The sequence below is a fragment of the Pseudomonas sp. ITEM 17296 genome (assembly GCF_028895205.1).
Lineage (GTDB): Bacteria > Pseudomonadota > Gammaproteobacteria > Pseudomonadales > Pseudomonadaceae > Aquipseudomonas > Aquipseudomonas kermanshahensis.
The window spans coordinates 22,005-41,176 of record NZ_WJRS01000022.1; the positions used below are offsets into that span (position 1 = coordinate 22,005).

At 60.2% G+C, this 19,172-nt stretch carries 12 protein-coding genes; 2 read left to right on the plus strand and 10 right to left on the minus strand.

What is annotated here, in order from left to right; genetic code table 11:
• Together GIB19_RS21135 and GIB19_RS21140 are read right to left on the minus strand one after the other, a co-directional pair.
• The gene (locus tag GIB19_RS21135; RefSeq protein WP_274887868.1) at positions 1-852 is read right to left on the minus strand and encodes an STAS domain-containing protein; all 852 of its coding nucleotides are present in this window, start codon (positions 850-852) and stop codon (positions 1-3) included.
• Positions 853-1,027: 175 nt separating this feature from the next.
• Positions 1,028-1,492 carry an Lrp/AsnC family transcriptional regulator gene (locus tag GIB19_RS21140; protein ID WP_081717555.1) on the minus strand — a complete coding sequence of 155 codons (465 nt, stop codon included), beginning with the start codon at positions 1,490-1,492 and terminating at the stop codon, positions 1,028-1,030.
• Positions 1,493-1,610: 118 nt separating this feature from the next.
• Here GIB19_RS21140 and GIB19_RS28515 point away from each other — a divergent pair, with 118 nt between their 5' ends.
• A complete protein-coding gene (locus GIB19_RS28515) occupies positions 1,611-2,201 on the plus strand; it encodes a hypothetical protein (RefSeq protein WP_446731403.1) in 591 nt (196 codons plus the stop codon).
• Here GIB19_RS28515 and GIB19_RS21150 read toward each other — a convergent pair.
• The 7 genes from GIB19_RS21150 to GIB19_RS21180 form a co-directional block, all read right to left on the minus strand.
• Complete coding sequence (locus GIB19_RS21150) at positions 2,187-2,729, minus strand: AAA family ATPase (protein WP_274887869.1); 543 nt, start codon at positions 2,727-2,729, stop codon at positions 2,187-2,189. The genes GIB19_RS28515 and GIB19_RS21150 overlap by 15 nt on opposite strands.
• A 322-nt stretch (positions 2,730-3,051) precedes the next feature.
• On the minus strand, positions 3,052-4,698 hold the full coding sequence (locus GIB19_RS21155) for a fatty acid--CoA ligase (RefSeq protein WP_238211569.1): 1,647 nt from the start codon (positions 4,696-4,698) through the stop codon (positions 3,052-3,054).
• Between the two features lie 45 nt (positions 4,699-4,743).
• Positions 4,744-7,266, minus strand: coding sequence for an efflux RND transporter permease subunit (locus GIB19_RS21160; protein WP_274887870.1), 2,523 nt, complete (start codon positions 7,264-7,266; stop codon positions 4,744-4,746).
• Positions 7,267-7,295: 29 nt separating this feature from the next.
• Positions 7,296-8,372 carry a WD40/YVTN/BNR-like repeat-containing protein gene (locus GIB19_RS21165; RefSeq protein ID WP_274887871.1) on the minus strand — a complete coding sequence of 359 codons (1,077 nt, stop codon included), beginning with the start codon at positions 8,370-8,372 and terminating at the stop codon, positions 7,296-7,298.
• Positions 8,373-8,436: 64 nt separating this feature from the next.
• Positions 8,437-9,795, minus strand: coding sequence for a DUF1329 domain-containing protein (locus tag GIB19_RS21170; RefSeq protein ID WP_099453819.1), 1,359 nt, complete (start codon positions 9,793-9,795; stop codon positions 8,437-8,439).
• Between the two features lie 32 nt (positions 9,796-9,827).
• The gene (locus tag GIB19_RS21175; protein WP_274887872.1) at positions 9,828-11,693 is read right to left on the minus strand and encodes a DUF1302 domain-containing protein; all 1,866 of its coding nucleotides are present in this window, start codon (positions 11,691-11,693) and stop codon (positions 9,828-9,830) included.
• 31 nt (positions 11,694-11,724) lie between these two features.
• Complete coding sequence (locus tag GIB19_RS21180) at positions 11,725-12,291, minus strand: RBBP9/YdeN family alpha/beta hydrolase (protein ID WP_238211559.1); 567 nt, start codon at positions 12,289-12,291, stop codon at positions 11,725-11,727.
• A gap of 258 nt (positions 12,292-12,549) precedes the next feature.
• On the opposite strand from GIB19_RS21180, the gene GIB19_RS21185 reads away from it, so the two are divergent.
• Positions 12,550-13,605 (plus strand): AraC family transcriptional regulator, encoded by a 1,056-nt coding sequence (locus tag GIB19_RS21185; RefSeq protein WP_274887873.1) that lies wholly within the window; start codon positions 12,550-12,552, stop codon positions 13,603-13,605.
• Between the two features lie 345 nt (positions 13,606-13,950).
• Here the strand turns inward: GIB19_RS21185 and GIB19_RS21190 are convergent, their stop codons facing one another.
• Positions 13,951-19,134 carry an RHS repeat domain-containing protein gene (locus GIB19_RS21190; RefSeq protein ID WP_274887874.1) on the minus strand — a complete coding sequence of 1,728 codons (5,184 nt, stop codon included), beginning with the start codon at positions 19,132-19,134 and terminating at the stop codon, positions 13,951-13,953.
• Positions 19,135-19,172 lie beyond the last annotated feature (38 nt).

Here is a 19,172-nt window from a genome sequence, read left to right on the forward strand (position 1 = left end):
TCAGCCCCGCTCGCCAGCAGCGGTACCCAGGCGCGCCAGCGCCAGCTTCAGGGCATCGGCGAGGTTGGACTTGGTGGTCAGCGTGCCCAGGTCCAGGCCCAGGTGCACGATGGTTTGCGCAATTTGCGGGCGCACGCCGCTGATAATGCAGTCGGCGCCCATGAGGCGGATGGCGGTCACGGTCTTGAGCAGGTGCTGGGCCACCAAGGTATCGACTGTTGGCACGCCCGTGATGTCGATAATGGCGATCTCGGAGCCTGTGTCGACGATGCGTTGCAACAGCGACTCCATCACGGTCTGGCTGCGATGGGAGTCCAGGGTGCCAATCAGTGGCAACGCCAGGACGCCTTCCCACAACTTGACCACAGGGGTCGACAGCTCCAGCAGTTCTTCCTGCTGACGCTTGATCACGGCTTCGCGATTCTTCTGGTAGGTGCGAATGGTGTGCAGGCCAAAGGCATCGAACAGCGACGAAATCTCCCACAGCTGCTCGGCCAGCAGCTGCGGCTGCTCACGGTAATGGGCTTGCAGCAAGTTGAACAGCGGGCCCTTCAGCGCAAAGATGAAGAACGCGGTCTGATGGGACTCTTGGCCCACCTGGGCGCGGCTGGCAGACAGCTTCTCGAGGAAGCGGCGTGTCTCTTCCCAGCCTTCGGCAGCGATGTTGGTGCCGCTTTCATTGCGCAAGCCGTCGACCACCAACTGGAGGAATTCACGGGTTTCCTGGCGCAGTTCCTGTTCGCGGATGTTACGCGTCGCCCCGTTGGCTTCGAGTGCGGCGTGCCACTCACTCAGCAGCTGCGCCTGATTGCTGACAATCGCTTCCAACGTACTGTTTTGCAGTGCTGCCATGTCGAGTTAGCTCCGTAAAATGCGTGGCCGGTGCCCCATAATTCGTACCGGCTCCGAGAAGTGACATTTGCCGATGGAAATAGTTGTGGCGACTGGCAATTAATTGCATTGCGCCATCGCACGTGCCGCTAACTCTAGGCCAAGAATGCCTGGCGCGTTGCGAATCGAAGCCCGCCTACACCGGCAACTCGGTGGTGAGCTTGATTTTCTCCATGGGCACTTCGGTCTTGACGTTTTGCACCACACTCAGGCTGGTCAAGTGAGCGATCTGGAAGCGGCGATAGGCCTCAAGGTCCGCTGCCACCACCCGTAACAGCAAGTCGCAGTCGCCCGCCATGACGTGGCACTCCACCACTTCGGGCAAAAGCCGCACGGCCTCGACGAACTCATCGGTGGTGTCCTGGTCTTGGCGCTTGAGCCACACCCGCACGAACAAGGTCAGGCCCAGCGCCACTTTGGCCGGGTCCACCAGCGCCACATAGCGCTCGATAACGCCGGCTTCTTCCAGCAGGCGCACCCGCCGCAGGCACGGTGAGGGCGATAACCCCACCTGTTTGGCCAGTTCCTGGTTCTGTAGGCGGCCGTCGCGTTGCAGCGCCCGCAGGATACGTCGATCGATGGCGTCGAGCTTGATTGGCATTGAAGACCTTTGATTGGAATATTTCGGCAGCAGATGCCAAATAATCACGCCAGTAGAGCCACTACGCAACCCGATTTCAGCGATTCATTGGAATAATTTGCCCCCACTGGAGGTGACCATGAATGCCCTTGAATCCGTAGTTGAAGATCCCCCTGCAACGCCAGAACGCGAATGCCCCGCTGCCGCGTCCACCGAGCCACCACCGCAATCGAGCCCGCGCACCGGCGCCACTTCTTCGAGGGGGTGTCAGTGGGTGGCCTGGGTCAGCTTCATCACGCTCGGCGCGTTGATCGGGCCGCTGCTGGGTGACCTGCACCCCTACGGCTTGGACACGGCATTAGCCGCCGTCTTGCTGGTACTGCTCAAGGGCCTGTGGAAAGGGGTGCACGCCGCCCTGCCCTGGCTATTCAGCCTCGTGACTGCAGGGCTGTTCTACCTGCTGATTCCCGGTGGCGGGTACGTGCTGGCGGGCACGCTGGCCGGTCTGGTCAGCGCGTACCTGTGGGCCAAGCCATTCACCCGGGTGCTGAACGCCGCCCCTGGCTGCGTGCTGGTTGCCGTGATCACGCCCGCCTTCGTTTCTGGCCACCCCGCAGACCTCATCGCCCTGGCACTTACCGCTTATGCCGCTTCACGGTTTTCAATCTTGCCAGTGATGCTGTTCGCCCTCGCCGTGACCGCTGCGATGCGTACGCTACTGCCCGCCTGACGCCAGCACGCCGGCAGCCGGCAAGCTGTCGAGAAATGCGCCAATCTGTTTGCTGCCACGCACGTGCACGACAGGCACCTGCGGCCCTTTCGCCAGGCGCTGCGCCTCGATGCCTGGGCGGTAGCCGCGATCGAAGTTCCACACGAAGTTCAGGAAAGTCAGGAACGCCCGGTCAAGTTTCTCTGTGCAACCGGCGGGTAGGTCTGGACGGGGCCGGTTCATGACGCTGCGCAGGATCACCCGGGTGAAACAGGTAAGCCGGGGCGTATCGAGCCAGATGACCAGGTCGGCACGGGGCAGGCGCAGGTCGAATGTGCGCCGGGCGTAGTTGCCTTCACACACCCAGCTGTCCCCTGCTGTCGCCTCGCCGACCCGCTGGCGGAACTGCTCGGCATCCGGTTCGACCCAGCCGGCCTCCCAGAACAGGGTATCCAGGTGAACCACCGGCACGCCGAGCCGCTTGCCCACGGCACGAGCAAGGGTGGATTTACCACTGCCGGCATTTCCCAGAATCACAATCCGTTGCATGGCGGCTTCCTGTCGCGAAAAAGCCGGCAATTGTGCAGGTTCGGGAGGGGCAGTCCAATCCCTACACAAAAATAGACTTCATTGGTTTAGCCGGCTTCCATAGGACAGCACATAACTTATTGGTTTAGCAGGGACCTGGGGGAGCAACTGTCTGCGCAATTTCTAAAAATTAACGCACGTGGGAGCGGGCTTGCCCCGCGAACACCGGCGAAGCCGGTGCCATGCACCGCGTAGCCCCATTCGCGGGACAAGCCCGCTCCCACGTCAAAATTGCGCAAGACAGTTGCTCCCACAGGATTGGGGCTTGCTACAGATTGTTCCCCTACACCCCCATATGCATCTCGCGAATCAGCTTCTTGTTGATCTTGCCGATGCTGGTCTTGGGGATGTCGGTGACGAAGTGCACCTGCCGGGGGATCGCCCACTTGTTGATCTGGCCCCGATCGACGAACTGTTTGAGGTGCGCCTCGAGCATCGGCTGGTCAAGGCTGTCACCGGGCGCGCGGACCACCAGGGCAATCGGCCGCTCACCCCACTGTTCATCGGGAATGCCGACCACCGCCACGGCGCTGACCGCCTGGTGCTGGCTGATCAGGTTTTCCAGGGTCAGCGAGCTGATCCATTCACCGCCGGTCTTGATCACGTCCTTGATGCGGTCCTTGATCTCCAGCACGCCGTGGCGGTCAATCGAGCCCATATCACCGGTGTGCAGCCAGCCGTCCTGCCACAGCTCGGCGCCTTTCTGCGGCTCGTGCAGGTAGCCCTGGGTCAACCAGGGCGAGCGCACCACAATTTCCCCCAGCGACTCACCGTCGTGTGGCATGTCGTTGCCTTGCGCATCGACGATACGCAAGTCGACCATCGCCACCGGGGCGCCGGTCCTGATGCGCTGCGCTACCTGCTCGCCCATGGGCAAGGCCAAGTCTTCTTCGCGCAAGTGGGTCAGGGTCAGCAGCGGGCAGGTCTCCGACATGCCGTAGCCACTGTAGATCAGCATGCCGCGCTCGCTAGCCTGACGGGCCAGGCCGTGGGTCAGCGCGCTGCCACCGAGCAGAATCTTCCAGCGGCTGAAATCGGTGTGCCGGCCTTGCTCGCAGTCCAGCATCATCTGCAACAGGGTCGGCACACAGTGCGAGAACGTCACCCCCTCGTCGCGGTACAGCCGGACCAGCGTGTTCGGCTCGTAGCGCCCCGGGTACACCTGCTTGACCCCCAGCACCGTGGCCACGTACGGCACACCCCAGGCGTGCACATGGAACATCGGCGTGATCGGCATGTACACGTCGCTCGAACGCAACAGCGGCTGGCCGTCGTAAGCGGCAAAGGTGCCCAGTTCGTTGAGGGTGTGCAGCACCAACTGACGGTGGGAGAAATACACCCCCTTGGGGTTGCCCGTGGTGCCGGTGGTGTAGAACAACGTGGCCACCGAGTGCTCGTCGAAGTCGTCGAACTCGGCCTGGCAACTGGCACTGGCCAGCAGCGCCTCGTACTCGCCCAGCACTGGCAGCGTGGTGGCCGTGGCCTGTTCGTCGGTCAGTTGCAGGTAACCTCGCACCGTGCCCAGCTGGCCCTGAATCTGCTCCAGCAGCGGCACGAAGTCGTCGTGCACCAGCACCAGGTCGTCTTGCGCATGGTTCATGGTGTAGGCGACCTGCTCCGGCGATAGCCGCACGTTCACTGTGTGCAGCACGGCGCCTAGCATCGGCACGGCAAAAAAGCACTCCAGCGAGCGGTGGCTGTCCCAGTCCAGCAGCGCCACGGTGTCGCCCGCCTGCACCCCGGCAGCACGCAGCACATTGGCCAGGCGCCGAACCCGCTGGTCGAGGTCGCGGTAGGTGTAGCGCAGCCTGTCGGCGTAGACGATCTCCTGCTCAGGATGCTGCCGTACCCCCGACATCAGCAGGCGCTTGATCAGCAAGGGGTAGGCATAGGCACCGGCTGCCGGCGGCATTATTTTTGTCTTGGCCATGAAGGTAGATTCCAGTTTCCGTGTTCGTTTCAACTAATAGGGCGCTCATGCGCTCATCCGTGTGTGCGCCCGGGGTTCGCTCACTTGCTCACCCGGCGGCGCGGTGGGCGCGCAGGGTTGGGGCGCAGCGGCGACAAAGCGTTTGTCCGGCAGCAGGAAGTACGACAGCGCGGGGATCAGCACCAGGGCGCCGAGCATGTTCCACAGGAACATGAAGGTCAGCAGGATGCCCATGTCGGCCTGGAACTTGATCGGCGACCACGCCCAGCCGACCACCCCCGCCGCCAGCGTAATGCCGACCAGCCCCACCACCCGGCCGGTGAAGGCCACGGCGTTCTGGTAGGCCTCGCCCAGCGAACGACCTTGGCGTTGGTAATGCAGCTGCACGCTGAGCAGGTACAAGGCGTAATCCACACCAATGCCGACGCCCAGGGCGATAACCGGCAACGTGGCCACTTTCACGCCAATGCCCATCACCACCATCAAGGCCTCGCACAGCACCGAGGTCAGCACCAGCGGCAACAGCGCCACCAGCGTCGCCCGCCAGCTGCGGAAAGTGATCAGGCAGAACAGCGTCACCGCCAGGTAGACGAACAGCAACATGGTGCGGTTGGCTTCACGGACCACAATGTTGGTTGCCGCCTCGATGCCAGCACTGCCGGCCGCGAGCATGAACTGGCGGTCGGGGCTGCTGTTATCGCGGGCAAAGCGGTCGGCGATGGCCACCACGTCGTCCAGGGTCTGGGCCTTGTGGTCTTTGAGGTAGGCGATCACCGGCATCATCGAGCAGTCGGTGTTGAACAGCTCCGGCGCATTGACCGACGCTTGCTGGGCGGCGTAGTTGAGCATGTCCTGGTTGCGTTGCAGGCTGCTCATCTTCGGGTTGCCCTCGAATGAACCCGCCGTGATCTGGCGCACGGCATTCACCAGCGACACCGTGGTCTGCACGCCCGGGTACTGCTGCAGCTCCCAGGCCAGGCGGTCGGCGAGCATCAGCGTCTGGTAGCTGAGGCAGCCTTCCGGCGGGGTCTTGATCATCACCGCGAACAGGTCGCTGGACAGCGCGTAATGCTGGGTGATGTAAGCGTTGTCGCGGTTGTAGCGGGAATCGGCGCGCAACTCTGGCGCCCCGCTGTCGAGGTCACCGATCTTCAACTGCAGGCTCACCCAGAACCCACCCACGCCCATCAGCGTGGCCACCAGCACGGCGCCCGTGGCCCACTTGCGCGTGGTGAAGCGGTCGAGCGCATCCCACAGTTTGCCGAAGCCGCGGTGCTCGGCAGCGCGCTGGTCGATGCGCAGCGCCCGTGCGGCGGCCTTGCGGCCCACGCCGACGTAGGACAACGCCACCGGTATCAACAGCAACGAGGTGAAGATCAGCACCGCGACACCAATACTGGCGGTGATTGCCAGGTCCTTGATCACCGGGATGTCGATCAGCATCAGCACGGCAAAGCCCACGGCGTCGGCCAGCAACGCAGTGACCCCGGCCACGAACAGGCGGCGGAAGGTGTAACGTGCCGCGACCTGCCGGTGCGTGCCACGGCCAATGTCCTGCATGATGCCGTTCATCTTCTGCGCCGCATGGGACACGCCGATGGCGAAAATCAGGAACGGCACCAGGATCGAATAAGGGTCGATGGCATAACCCAGCCAGCCGACGATACCCAGTTGCCACACCACCGCCGTGAGCGAACAGAACACCACCAGCAAGGTACTGCGCACACAGCGGGTGTACAGGAAGATGATCACCAGCGACGTGAGCACCGCCAGAGCAAAGAACATCATCACCTGGACCAGCCCGTCGCTCAGGTCGCCCATCAGCTTGGCAAACCCGATGACCCGCACCTTGTACTTGCCATGGCCCTCTTCGCCGGCCTTGCGCGCCGTGCTGTCCCCCGCGTACTCGTACTTGTCGCGCAGCTGCTCGAGCATCTGCGAGAACTGCCGGTAATCAATGCCGCGGCCGGTGGCCAGGTCGTGGTCGAGCAGTGGCACCACCAGCATGCTCGATTTGAAATCGGTCGCCACCAGGCTACCGACAATGCCAGCGCGGTTGATGTTCTGGCGCAGTTGATCGATGTCGGCGGGCTTGCCCTGGTAATCGTCGGGCATCACCGGGCCACCCTGGAAGCCTTCCTCGGTGACTTCGGTCCAGCGCACCCCTGGGCTCCACAACGACTTCATCCAGGCGCGGTCCACGCCCTGGGCCAGAAACAGCTCGTCGTTGATCTGCTTGAGCACGTCCAGGTACTCAGGGTCGTAGATATCGCCCTGGGTGTTCTCTACCACCACCCGCACCGCGTTGCCCAGGCCGCGCAGCGACTTGCGGTTGTCGAGGTAATTCTGGATGTAAGGCTGGCTCTGCGGGATCATTTTTTCGAAGCTGGGACGCAGCTCAAGGCGGGTCAGCGCCAGGTACCCCAACACCCCCGTGACCAGCACCATGAACAGCATGAACAGCGGGCGGTAGTTGAAGACCATGCGCTCCAGCACGTTGCCGGAACGCGGGTCGAAATCCCTCAGGTCGCGGATGACCGGCAGGGTGTCTTGCTTGATGTTGGCCATCACTGGGTTCTCTTGGAATGCTTGGAGGCTTATCGGGCGGGCAGCACGCGTACACCGCGCTCGCCTACCAGCACGGTGGCATTTGCGCCGGTCTGCAGGGCGCCGGCCACCGGTGCCGGCGGCACCTGCGGTTGCACGGCAAAGCTCAGGCCGCCGTCGCGGCTGCGCAGCACCTGCCCGCCCTGGCTGAACAGCCAGTAGTCACCGTGGCTGTCGAGGCTGGCGGCGGTGATGCTCTGGGTCACCCCGGTGTCCACCTTGGCCCAGCTCTGGCCGCCATCGAGGCTGCGTGCCACATGGCCGCGCAGGCCGTAGGCGAGCACCTCGCCAGGCTTGCCGAACACGCCGAACCAGGTACCTGGGTAAGGGCTGGGCAAGGCGACGAAGCGCTGCTGGCCGGCATCCCACTTCAGCAGCAGGCCCTGTTCGCCAACCAGGTACAGCGCATCGCCGACGGCCCGGATCGCATTCAGGTGAAAACCTTGCGGGTTGTCGGTGCGGTCTTGCATCGGCACCCAGGTGCTGCCGCCGTCGTCGGTGCGCAGGATCAGGTTGAACACCCCCACCGCGTAGCCGTGGCGGGCGTCGGCGAACCACACACCGAGCAACGGCTTGTCGGCGCCCTCCTGCTCCAGGCGCTGGCCCTCGGCGGCAAACTGCGCCCATTGCGCGTCCTCGGGATGGGCCTTGGCCAAGGCCTGGTAATGGGCCGCCACCAAAGCGCCAATCTGCCGGCCATCGAGCTGCACCGCCCAGTTGGCGCCGCCGTCACGGCTGTGCAGGATCACCCCATCGTTGCCCACCGCCCAACCTTCCAGGGCAGTGGGGAACACCAGGGCATTGAGGTCGGCACTGACCGGCACGCTGGCCTGGTGCCAATCCTGGCCCTGGTTGTCGGAATACACGATATGGCCACGCGGCCCTACCGCGACCAGCCGCTCACCGGCCAGTGCTACATCGCGCAGCGCACTGTGCACCACCAAGGCACTGGTTTTGGCCGGCAAGTCCAATACATCGACATAGGCCGCCTGGGCCCCACCGCAAGCGCAGCCCAAGGTGAGCGCGACGGCCAGCGCCCACGGCGTAAACGTGTTCAAAGTAGCCATGCCACATCCTCTGCAAACCCTGCCGGCGGCCACCTGTGGCCAGCCGGCAGGCTGATCGTCGGGGTCAGCGAATACCGGCGCCGGCCAGGGCTTCCGGCGACCACTGCGCCTTGGACAGAGGGGCGATGTACTCGATACCGCCGTGCGGGCCGATCAGGCCATTGACGTTGTAGCTGCCACCCACCAGGTCGTAGACCACATGCGGGTTGTTGTTGGGGATCTGCACGTCGTAGCTCTGCGTGAAGAAGCTGAACGAGCCGCGATACAACTGGCCACGGGCGTCGTACTGGTCGGAGGCCAGGGCGAACCAGCTGTCCTCGTCGAGGTAGAAGCGGCGCTTGGCATAGATGTGCCGCGCATTGCCCTTGAGCGTGCCTTCCACTACCCACACGCGGTGCTTCTCCCAACGCACCTGGTCAGGCGCCAGGTGGTTCGGCGTGGTCAGGGTTTTCGGGTCGTGGATGTAGGTCAGCCGGTAGGTGTTGTACGGCACGTACATCTCGCGCTTGCCTACCAGGTGCCAGTCGTAGCGGTCCAGCGCGCCGTTGAACACGTACACGTCATCGAACGTGCCCGAGCCGGCGGTGCCCGGGTTGGGGGTGTCGTAGGCCAGGTTCGGCGCCAGCTTCACACGGCGCTGCCCCGGCAGGTACTGCCAAGCGCGACGTTCTTGCACCAGCGGGTTGGCGGCGTCCTTGAGCATCATCGACTCACCGGCACGGCGCGCCGGGCCTTCGAAGTACAGCTTGGTCTGGAAGTAGATGTCCTTGGCTTCGATGACCTTGTTCAGGTCTTCGTAGATCGGGTAGGCGTTGTAGGCCAGGCCCGTGGTCGCCAGGGCCGCAACACCGGCAGCGTCGACGTTCCAGGAGTCGTACTTGGCCTTCTGCGCCACGCCTTGGTAGCGCAGCAGGTGGTTCCACATGGCCTCGGCACCCGATTGCGGCACCGGGAACGGCACGCCTGGCAGGACATTTTCGATGGCCATGCCGTCCTGCAGGGACTTGGCATTGGCGGCGTTCTTCAGGGTGTTGTCGAGCAGTGCCTTGGGCAGCGCGGCAGTGCGGTGGCTGGGGTAGACGTCGATGTGGAAAGTGGGGAAGCGCTTGGCCAGCTCCACCGTGGTGGCGGTCAGCGCGTCCTTGTACTGGTCGACGTTCTTGCCGTCGATCACCAGCAGCGGCTTTTCAGTGGCAAAGGGGTCGGGGCGCAGGGTATCGCCTTGCTTGAAGCCCGCGGGCGGGGTGTTCAGGCCGCCCTGGTAGGCCGGGATCGAACCGTCGGCGTTGCCCGCCTTGTCAGCACCCACCGCGGTCAGGTCCTTGCCCAGCCGGGCGACATCCTGGGCCGGGGCGGCCGCTTGGGCGCCCCCGGCGATAACGACCGCAAGCGAGGCCGACAGCAGGCTATTGAGATACTTCATCAGGTTTCTCCGCTTGTTGTTGTAATGGAGTTTCAGAAGGTGGTCTTGAACGAGGCAGTGACCATGCCGCGGTCCTTGAGCAGCGGCGCCAGGCCGGCCTGCGACGTGATCTGCCCAGGGATGCACTGGTAGCGCCCGTTGGTGCCTGGGGTGTTGTTGTCGGTACCGCTCGAGCAGGTATCGAACTTGCCGAAGGAGTCGACGTACTTCAGGTCAAATTTGTATTTTTGGTAGACATCGGCGGCGATCCCCACCGAGTAGCTGCCAGAGTCCTCGTTACCGCCCAGCTGGATCGCCGAGTTGCCCTTGAGGCCGACGTTGTAGGACAGCGGCATCGACACATCGACCCCCGGCAGCGCCTGGAACCAAGTCGGGGTGAAGTTGACCGCCAGGGTGTAGGCGTTGGTGGTGACCTTGTCGACGCCGTGGTAGGTGGAGTCGCCCTTGAAGGTCTGCTCACCCTTGTCGACGCTGACCAGGTGGGTCATCGCGCCCTCCACGGCCAACGACGACGCATTCCACAGCGGCGTGGCGCCAAACGACACCAGGCCATTGAGCACCACATGGAAGGTTTTACCGCGGGCCAGCCCGGTTTCACCGTGGCCTGGCACCTCGCCGATCAGGTTGGTGCCGCCGGCGGTGCCGGCCAAGGCCTCGTACAGCGGCCCGTTGATGGTGCTGAAGTTGCTGATCAGCGGCATATTCTCGCGGTAGTTGACGTCCAACCCCACGCTGACCGGGCCGACGCTCTTCGCCAGGCTGATGCCGTAGATGTCGATGTCGTCGGCGTAAGCGGCCATGTAGCTGCTGCCGGCCAGGCTGCCGGTGTGCAGGTTGGGGGCGTTGATCAGCACGGCCGGGGTCGGGTCGGAGGTGTTGCGGTAGTAGAAGCCCAAGGTGCCGTCGAGCCATTCCGGGCTCCACTTGGCCATCAAGCCGAAGTCACCCGTGTTGTGGGGGCGAATGTCATGCCCGCGCGGCGCGCCGTAGAAGGCACCGGCACCGCCGACGGCATTGGGCACCGGCAACCAGAAGATCTCACCGCCATCGCCCAGCATGTCATAGGCACCCATGTAGGTACCGCCTTCGGGCAGGCGCGAGTTCTCGAACTCGAGGAAGTACTGCGCCGCCAGGGTCAGTTCAGGGTTGACCGTGTAGCTCAGCGACAACTGCTTGCGCGGCAGGAACAGTTCTTTGGTTTCGGTACCCGGCACGTTGTACAGCTTGGCCAGGTCCAGGGCCGACTGGCCATAGTTGATGCCGTTGGCGGCGTTGAACAGGGTCTCGCCCCAGTACACCGAGTGCCAGCCCAGCTTGCCGCTCAGCATCGACTCGTCGCCGATTTCGGTGTTGTAGAACACGAAGACATCCAGAAACTCGCCCGACGGCCCGTTGTAGTAACGGTCGCTGTAACGGCTCAGGCCATGGTGGCGTGCCGGGCCACCGGCCAGCACGGTACCCGCCGGCAAGCCACCGGCCGGGCGTGCCAGCACCAGGTTGCCAGCGTTACCCGCTTGGCCGGGGAACGGGTTGGAATGGGACCCCACGTCGTCATAGGCATGGTCGTACCAGCTGGCCGCACTGACGCGCATGCCCATGGTGTTCTGATAGACCACATCCAGCTCGGTGAGCAGGTCGAGGCGCTGGGTGACCGCGCTGCCGACACTGAAGTTCTTGTCACCGTCATTGAGGTTGGCGGTGCGGGCGATCTTGGCGTTTTCGCCTTCGACCCGCTGGCCGTAGCTGAGCTTGGCGGTGTTGTCGAAGCGCACGCTCCAGTCGGGGTTGGCGATGTCCAGCTGGAATGCCTGGGCAGCCGGCGCACCGGCGACCAGCAGCAATGTAGCCATCACGTTACGGCGGGGAAGGCAGAAGAGAACGTTTTTATTGTTGTTCATGCGATGTCTCTGCGTGGGGGTTAGGCGCGGCTCAGCGGTCGAGTTGCTGTATCAGGGCCTCGGCTTGGGGCCACGGGCCGTAGCCCGAGGCAGGGTTGAGGTGGCCAACGGCACCGAGCTCGATCAGTGCGCTGCCCCACTGCGTGGCCAGACCGGCGACTGCGCTCAGGCTGGCCAGGTGGTCGTTGCTGCTGGCGGCTACCAGGCTGGGGAACGGCAGCGGGCCGCCTGGCAATGGCGCCCAACCCTGGGCGCGCAGGGAATCCGGGGTGGGATAGCCTTGCGGCCAATCGCTGTGCAGGTCTGGCGGTGCGGCCAGCAAGGCGCCCTTGATCGGCCGCTGATAGCGCGCCGCCCAATGCGCCACCATCAGCACGCCGGCGCTGTGCGCGACCAGGATCACCGGGCCCTCGATTTGCGCCAGCTCACGCTCGATCGCTTCGACCCGTGCCGTGCAGCTGAGCTTGTCGGTTTCCAGTGGCGGCACCGCACGCACCTTGGCCAGGCGCGCCTGCAACAGGGTCTGCCAATGTTCAGGTACATGGTCGCGCAGACCGGGAACGATCAGCACGGTGGCGGCGGTTTGCAGTTTTTCCATGTCAGGGCCCTTGCTCTGTTCACTCGGTCGATTGCCGACTGCTTGAGGGCCAGAGTAATGAGTCGGTCCGGCACACGCTTTACATTGCGCGTCACGGATTTTTCAGTTGATGACACGGCCGACGCGGCCGCCCGCAGCCCCCTCGCCACGGGCGACCAACGGCAGGAAAATGGCTTTGCATCTGATGACACAGGCGCTATAAGTGACTACCCGCCAGCGCAGCGGGATGCCCATCAAGAACACGTGGAAAACAACAATATGACCGTGCTCGCCCGAGCGGCTTCGCTCACCAATTACCTGGAAGTTTCCCGCCACCTGGGCCTTAACGGCCATGGCCTGCTGGCCCAGGCTGGCCTCAGTGCGTCCTTGCTCGAAGCGCCTGACCAGCGCATCCCGGTGGCTGCCGCCATCAGCGTACTTGAAGAATCGGCGCGGCTGAGCGGCTGCGAAGCCTTCGGCCTGCGCATGGCCGAACTGCGCCAGTTGTCGGATTTTGGTGAGGTCAGCCTGCTGATCAGCCACCAGCATTCGCTGCGCGATGCGCTGCAGGTGATCGTGCAGTACCGCCATGTGCTCAACAATGCGCTGGCGATCCACATCGAAGAAACCGGCAAGACGGTGATCATCCGCCAGGAGGTCATCACCGAGCAGCCGATACACAGCCGCCAGGCCATCGAGCTGGCCATCGGTGTGATGCACCGCTTCTGCTCAGCGCTGCTGGGCGCCCACTGGCACCCGATCAGCGTCAACTTCACCCATGCCGCCCCTGCCGACGTGGCCATTCACCGGCGTATTTTTGGCTGCAAGCTTGAGTTCAACAGCGACTTCAACGGCATCGTCTGCTCGGCCTCCGACCTGGACACGGCCAACCCGCAGGCCAACGAAGCCATGGCGCGGCTCGCCCAGCGCTACGTGTGTACGCTGCAGGATGACGGCAACCCCTCCCTGGTGCACGAGGTGCGCAAGTCGATCTTTTTGCTGATGCCCATGGGCCGCGCCACCATCGAACACATCGCCCAGACCCAAGGCATGAACGTGCGCACCTTGCAGCGCCGGCTGGAAGAAGAAGGCGCCACCTTCAGCGATCTGGTCAACGGCGTGCGCCGCGACCTGGTGCTGCGCTACCTGGAAAGCCCCGGCTATTCGCTGGGGCGTATCGCCGACATGCTCGGCTATTCCATGCACAGCTCGTTCACCCGCTGGTTCATCAGCCAGTTCGGCCAGCCACCGGCCACCTGGCGTGTTCAGCATGACCTGCCCACGCCACTCAAACGCGCCCGCAGCGCGGCCCAGGGGCCAGTCACCACGCGCTGAGCGCGTGGTGACAGACTTCGGTTTCGACGCACAGCACAAGCGCTCTCTTGGGTGGGTTTAAGTACAACCCAACGATGTCGTGAACTTATCGACAAACAGCGGAGCACTAGCAAGTTTGAGCTTTACCCGGCGTAACAGCTCCGCTTTCTCGGCTTCAGAGTGTAATAACAGTTGCTGGTCGGCCCATGTCGATACACAACTCTTGAGAGCGGCAAGCAGCACCTGTTCGTGATGGCGCCCCCCTTCAAGGTATGTGTGAGGCCTGGGGCGAATAATCCCGAACGATTCACCATCAATCCGCACCCTCTCATTCCGGGACCTTACACCCAAGCGTTTTTTACCGCTTCAACGTGCCCTGAACAGACGCCCCACCGGATAACGCTTGGCAAAGCCATCCCAGTTACCCCAAGGCAGCCAAGTATCGTTATTCACTTGGCCGTTGATGTCATCGAGTGAGTCACTGAAGGTATTGGTCATGCCCAACAAGCCTGTAACGGTACAGGCGAGGGTATTGGCGTCACCGCTGTCAAATATTTGACCCAGTGCTTTCCAAGACGGTTGAGGTTGATGAAGAGGAGCGTTTAGATCGTCTACCAGATGTTCAAGCGCTGCAAAGGACCCACGGCGTTGACCGATTTCCTGCATGGCTATTTCACTTCTTAGCTGTGGGGTCACTGCAGGTCTATATTTGCTTGCCGCCCCTCCAGCCGTGTTCAACAGATGCTCCAGACACTTACCAGAGCGATTGCCCAGCTTGGTTGACAGCTTGCGCAGGGATTTCATTGCGAACATCCCTGACTTTCTCAGTCCATTCGCGCCTCCTGCAGCAATTGTCGTGGCGAAACTGACCCAGCCCAGTATCTCGGCGGTGTTGGGGTCTGTATCTTCGATCGCTACGGACGCCACGGCCGTTGCAAATGCAACCAGTGATAACCCGATAATTGCTGCCGTTAGCCAAAGGCTCAGGCCACCCGTAGCGATTGCCGTGGCAACTCCCAAGCCCGCCCAGAAGACTGTGGAGATAATGTTCGCCGCTTTCTCACCCACCACGTTGGCAAGGCCTTTATGGACCTCATTGGAGAACAGATAAGACGTAAACAAGCTAATACCTTGAGGGATTAGTCCAACCCAAAAGTGGCCTGAAGGATCTTGACGATTGACCGGGTCACCGTCGCAGTATCCATACGTATGCACACCACCTTCGTCAAATGGGCTTAGACTGTCCTGGCTGTAAAAGCACATTGTTTCGGGTACGTACCAGCGGTACCCGTTGCCCAGTGGGTACTGGTCAGTATCGGCATCGCGGTACTCGCCGTTGAAACCTGCCAGTGCTTCGCTCTCGGACGAACTCTGTTTGCCGTAAGCGGTGTAGGCGTGATGGGCTAATGTATCGGCAGTCAGGTCATAAGTAATCAGCACGGTACCATTGAAGTCCTTGAGTTGGGCCAGAAACCGTTTTACGCCAACGTTGACTCTACAAATAACAGAGATACCCACACCTTCCAGGCAACAATGGCGCATAGCGCTGGAATTGACTGCATACTCCCCGCGCACAGTCAAATCATCGTAGATAATCAGGTTTTGATCCTGGCCGTTACCCGATGTCATCAGCCTGCTTAGGGGGTCGTAGGTATAGCGTTTACTACCCGCTTTAACCCTTCGTCCTAACACATCATACTCATAGGTTTTACCGGTGTGGTCTTTGATCACACGACCGGCGTTGTCATAAGAAAGCTTTCCACTGCTGCCCAAGGATTCATCGCTGTGCTTCACCTCGAGGAGTCGTGTGCCGGAGTAGGAAAAGGTTGAAGTGACGCTGGGTGATGATGCGAACTGCGTCGTGCAGCGCGAGATGTTACCCAAAACATCATAAGTGAACGCCTGTTTTTCAATGGTTTTACCGTTCGCAGTTGGCTGCCATACACCGGAAGTGCTGCAGCTAGCGAGTTTACCCTGTAGGTTGTAGCTCAATGTGCGCTCACCCAGCACCTCGCTATCTTGAGTCAACTGCGTATGTGTCAAGCGCCCATGGGTATCATAACCACGGGTCACCCTCAGTTCCCCCTTGTGTGTTTTGAACGTACGTTCGATTTCGCGACCTTCAGTGTCGTACTTGTAATGTGTGCTTAATGGGTGGCTGAGCCCAGATGTGGTCTTTTTGCATTTACTCACGCTCAGCGTTTCATTGGCCAACTGGCCCAAGGTGTTGTAACTAGAATGCAGCTCACTCAGTTCGGAGCCACCGGCATGCTGGTGCTTGGTCGTGGAGCGCCTGCCATGCTCATCGTAGTCGAAAACGGTTGTACCACCACTGGCATCGTCCTCAGAAAGCAGGCGCCCTGCCGGCGAACGTTTATAAACAGTGATCTTTGTGGTTTTGGGCGTTTCAGGCTTAGCCGATGCCGGTACCACGGAGGGCTTAAATTGTGTCTCAAGCCGAGTTACGCCCCCGTACGGATCATGGGTGAAACGAACATGCTGATTTTCTTCCGCTGCCAATGAGGTAGGCTTGGAGGCTGTTGCATAGGTGAAGTGCTGTGTGAGTGACGTGGTCTTTTCCTTGATGCTGGCGACCCGATTGCCGAGTTCCTTGATATAGGTATAAGTTAATATTTTACCGTCGGCGGTAACTTTCGAAGTAGGTACCAAGCTATCATCTTGATATGAAAACGTTTCCGTATATCCGTCGCGCGAGAGGGTTGTCAATCGCCCCGCGTCGTCAAATGTGCGTTTGCCGAGGGTGTTGTAGTTGAGGGTCACACGGGTAGATTCCGTTGCAAGCAAATCATCAGGATATGTGTACCGGTATTCGGCGTACTTGCTTGAACCGCTTGAACCGAAACGGTGGGATGTAGATAAAAATTCTGAAAGGTAGTCTTTGAAGCTGTCATCACTCCAGCAACGGAACTCATCGATGTAATGTCTTGTGCCACAGAGGCGCCCGATGGCATCGTAGTCATGGATCGCCACGTGGTATGCATTGCCGTCCAATGTCACATGCTTACTGACCAAGCCAGGCCCACAGTAATTGAAGCCTTCGATTTTTTTAAGGGTGCCTGTAGCGTCTCTCCATTCGACTTTTTTTACGGTATCGTCGATATTGTAATAAGTGAATTGTCCGTGAAGCTCGTCGGGCGCGCCTTGTCGTTCTACGCGCATGTGCTGCTTGGGGTCGTAGCTATTGACGACCACCTCACCCGTGGAGAAGCGCTGGACTGCTGCATTACCCCAACAGTCATACTCATGCTCACACCGTTGCGTGACGATTTGTTCTCCGTCTACGTGGGGTAGGTAATCGTAGTTCAGGGTGGTACTTGGGCGCCCGCTGTTATCGAACTCTGCGGCCTTCACCAACTTCCAAACGACAGCTTGGTTGTTCGAGGCAGGCGCTGCCAGATGCTCTTTAACGACATTGCCCCGCCCATCGTAATCATAAGCGCGACGGACACCGTTGGGCTCAATAACCTCCACACGGGAGGCCGAAGGGTGCTGATAAAGCGTGGCCTCACGGAATTCTATATTTTGCGCGCACGTGGTGCGCTGGGTCAGTCGCCCATAAGCATCATAGTCAAATGTAGAGCAGTTACCGTCGGCGTCGGTTTCGCTGATAAGCCGGTCGTTAAGAACATGGTAAGTTTGAGTGGTTTCTCGCGTGATCGTCCCTAAGCGCTCAGTCGTCGTTGTCGTAAGGGCAAAACCAGACAGGCTATGGCTGACAGTTTTATGGGACTGATGCCCTGTTGAATGCTCGGTCGTCAATTCTGCCAGCCCACGATGGTCATAGCGGTAACGTTGTTCGATCCACTGTGAATCGTCGCTAAAGAACTGTTTACGTGTGGCGGGGCGTGAGTCGATGGTATTGTAAGTGAACCGTGCTGACATAGAGGTGCCGTCAGGGTATACGGTTCTTTCTGTCGCTATTTTGCTTGGGATGAATGAGTAGCCATCGTCACCCTTTTTCTCAACGGTGTGGCTGTCAGTGAAATACGTCCACTCTTTGGTCTCTTGTGGGCAGCCACGCTTGACGATTAGTGCACCGTTAAATTCGCTTCTGGTTTCGGTTTGTAGCTGGCTATTGATGAAATTTCGCGTGGAGATGGAGCCCTCTTCATAGGTATAAAATGTGCGCGCAATGTCTCCGCTATTAGACAGGTTATGGATTGAGGTCATTAGGGTCTGATGATCGACACCAAAATAGATAGTTTCGACGTGGCTTGCGCATTGGATAATGGTGCGATAAGCAGATTGCAATTTGAAATCGATGCCGAACTGATCAACTAAAGCTAGAATGCAAAAAGAGTATTTTAGCCCTGGAATAGCCTCTTCAAAGTAAGGCACGCCAGACAGTGGGCGGTTCACCCCACGAAAGTCACCTAGGTCTATTAGGGCACCTTGCAACTTCTTGCAATGATAAGCATCAGCAAGATGAAGGAGATTTAAATATGAGTTACATGTAGCGAGCTCGCCAGTTTCGAGCCAAGGATAGAAAAAGCAAACAGCCTCGTTTTTTTGGGCCTCTTCAGTACCCAGATACTCCGCCAGGCCTGAGATTTGCTTTGCACTGAGCAAGTACCACTCCTCTTTTATGTATGAATATTGCTTGATAACTTTTGCTACTTCATTCGCAGGTGTAGTCGTATGTGTTGCAACGCAAGGTAAGCTCGACAGTTTGCTGTCATTCAGAAAGGTCAGGCCGTTATCCTTGTAGGTGACCGTTTCAGTCAATCCCTCTGGAGTCGTTAACGCGGCCAGCAAATAGCCGCATTGCGCGTGGTCGTCATAGGAAAAGGTGTATTGATGCCCTTCAGGTAGTGTGACAGTTGTTAATGCATAGTCATTGAGTGTCAATGCGTAAGTGCAGGCAAGGGGCGCACAGAACTCCCAAAAACCTATTCCAATTTCCTGAATATCCGCATCATCGGCAGCGTATTGCAGACGCACATGCACCCTCACTTCATCCTGCGCAGCGTTTTGTGCAGGTGCGGTATCTGCTATGCTAATTAGCCTGATTTGGTAGTGTACGGTATCATCGAGTACTCGCTCTTTTGCCTCCCACGCAAGGGTGGCGAAGCTTTTACCATCCTGGCTGATACTGACCGGTACGAACACCTGGCTGACACCGGCACGCTTCAACACCTCCACTCGCCCGTCAGGTCGTTTGACCGTCAGGGCCGTGTGGTCTGCAGCCCAGTAGGCAATGACCAAGGGGCCAGGAAGATCCTTTTCCTTCTCAACGGTTATGGCCTCACCAGAATGCAGCCGCAGCTGGTTAATAGCTTCATTATAGGTAGTAAACGCAAACGACCAGCCGTCACCAAGGCCTGCGCGATTATCGACCATGGGGGTGTAGCTAAGGCTCATGTCAATTGCCGGCCCCAAGCCCATGTTGCAGGTAATTGTGGGTAAGGGCACGTACGCCTCAAATAGCCCTGTGCGCGCGTCTACACCTGTGCTTTTTTTGCTGGTGGTGTTGAATATTTCGTTATTTTCACTATTAAAAGGGTCAATACCCATAATATTCTTCGACATACGCCACCTCACGCTTAATGAGACACCGAGCGGGTGCC

Excerpts from the sequence above, each read along its gene's own strand:
- GIB19_RS21160 (WP_274887870.1), bottom strand. The coding sequence starts at position 7,266 with ATGGCCAACATCAAGCAAGACACCCTGCCGGTCATCCGCGACCTGAGG.
- GIB19_RS21165 (WP_274887871.1), bottom strand. The coding sequence starts at position 8,372 with ATGGCTACTTTGAACACGTTTACGCCGTGGGCGCTGGCCGTCGCGCTC.
- GIB19_RS21140 (WP_081717555.1), bottom strand. The coding sequence starts at position 1,492 with ATGCCAATCAAGCTCGACGCCATCGATCGACGTATCCTGCGGGCGCTG.
- GIB19_RS21150 (WP_274887869.1), bottom strand. The coding sequence starts at position 2,729 with ATGCAACGGATTGTGATTCTGGGAAATGCCGGCAGTGGTAAATCCACC.
- GIB19_RS21185 (WP_274887873.1), top strand. The coding sequence starts at position 12,550 with ATGACCGTGCTCGCCCGAGCGGCTTCGCTCACCAATTACCTGGAAGTT.
- GIB19_RS28515 (WP_446731403.1), top strand. The coding sequence starts at position 1,611 with ATGAATGCCCTTGAATCCGTAGTTGAAGATCCCCCTGCAACGCCAGAA.
- GIB19_RS21155 (WP_238211569.1), bottom strand. The coding sequence starts at position 4,698 with ATGGCCAAGACAAAAATAATGCCGCCGGCAGCCGGTGCCTATGCCTAC.
- GIB19_RS21170 (WP_099453819.1), bottom strand. The coding sequence starts at position 9,795 with ATGAAGTATCTCAATAGCCTGCTGTCGGCCTCGCTTGCGGTCGTTATC.
- GIB19_RS21135 (WP_274887868.1), bottom strand. The coding sequence starts at position 852 with ATGGCAGCACTGCAAAACAGTACGTTGGAAGCGATTGTCAGCAATCAG.
- GIB19_RS21180 (WP_238211559.1), bottom strand. The coding sequence starts at position 12,291 with ATGGAAAAACTGCAAACCGCCGCCACCGTGCTGATCGTTCCCGGTCTG.
- GIB19_RS21190 (WP_274887874.1), bottom strand. The coding sequence starts at position 19,134 with ATGTCGAAGAATATTATGGGTATTGACCCTTTTAATAGTGAAAATAAC.
- GIB19_RS21175 (WP_274887872.1), bottom strand. The coding sequence starts at position 11,693 with ATGAACAACAATAAAAACGTTCTCTTCTGCCTTCCCCGCCGTAACGTG.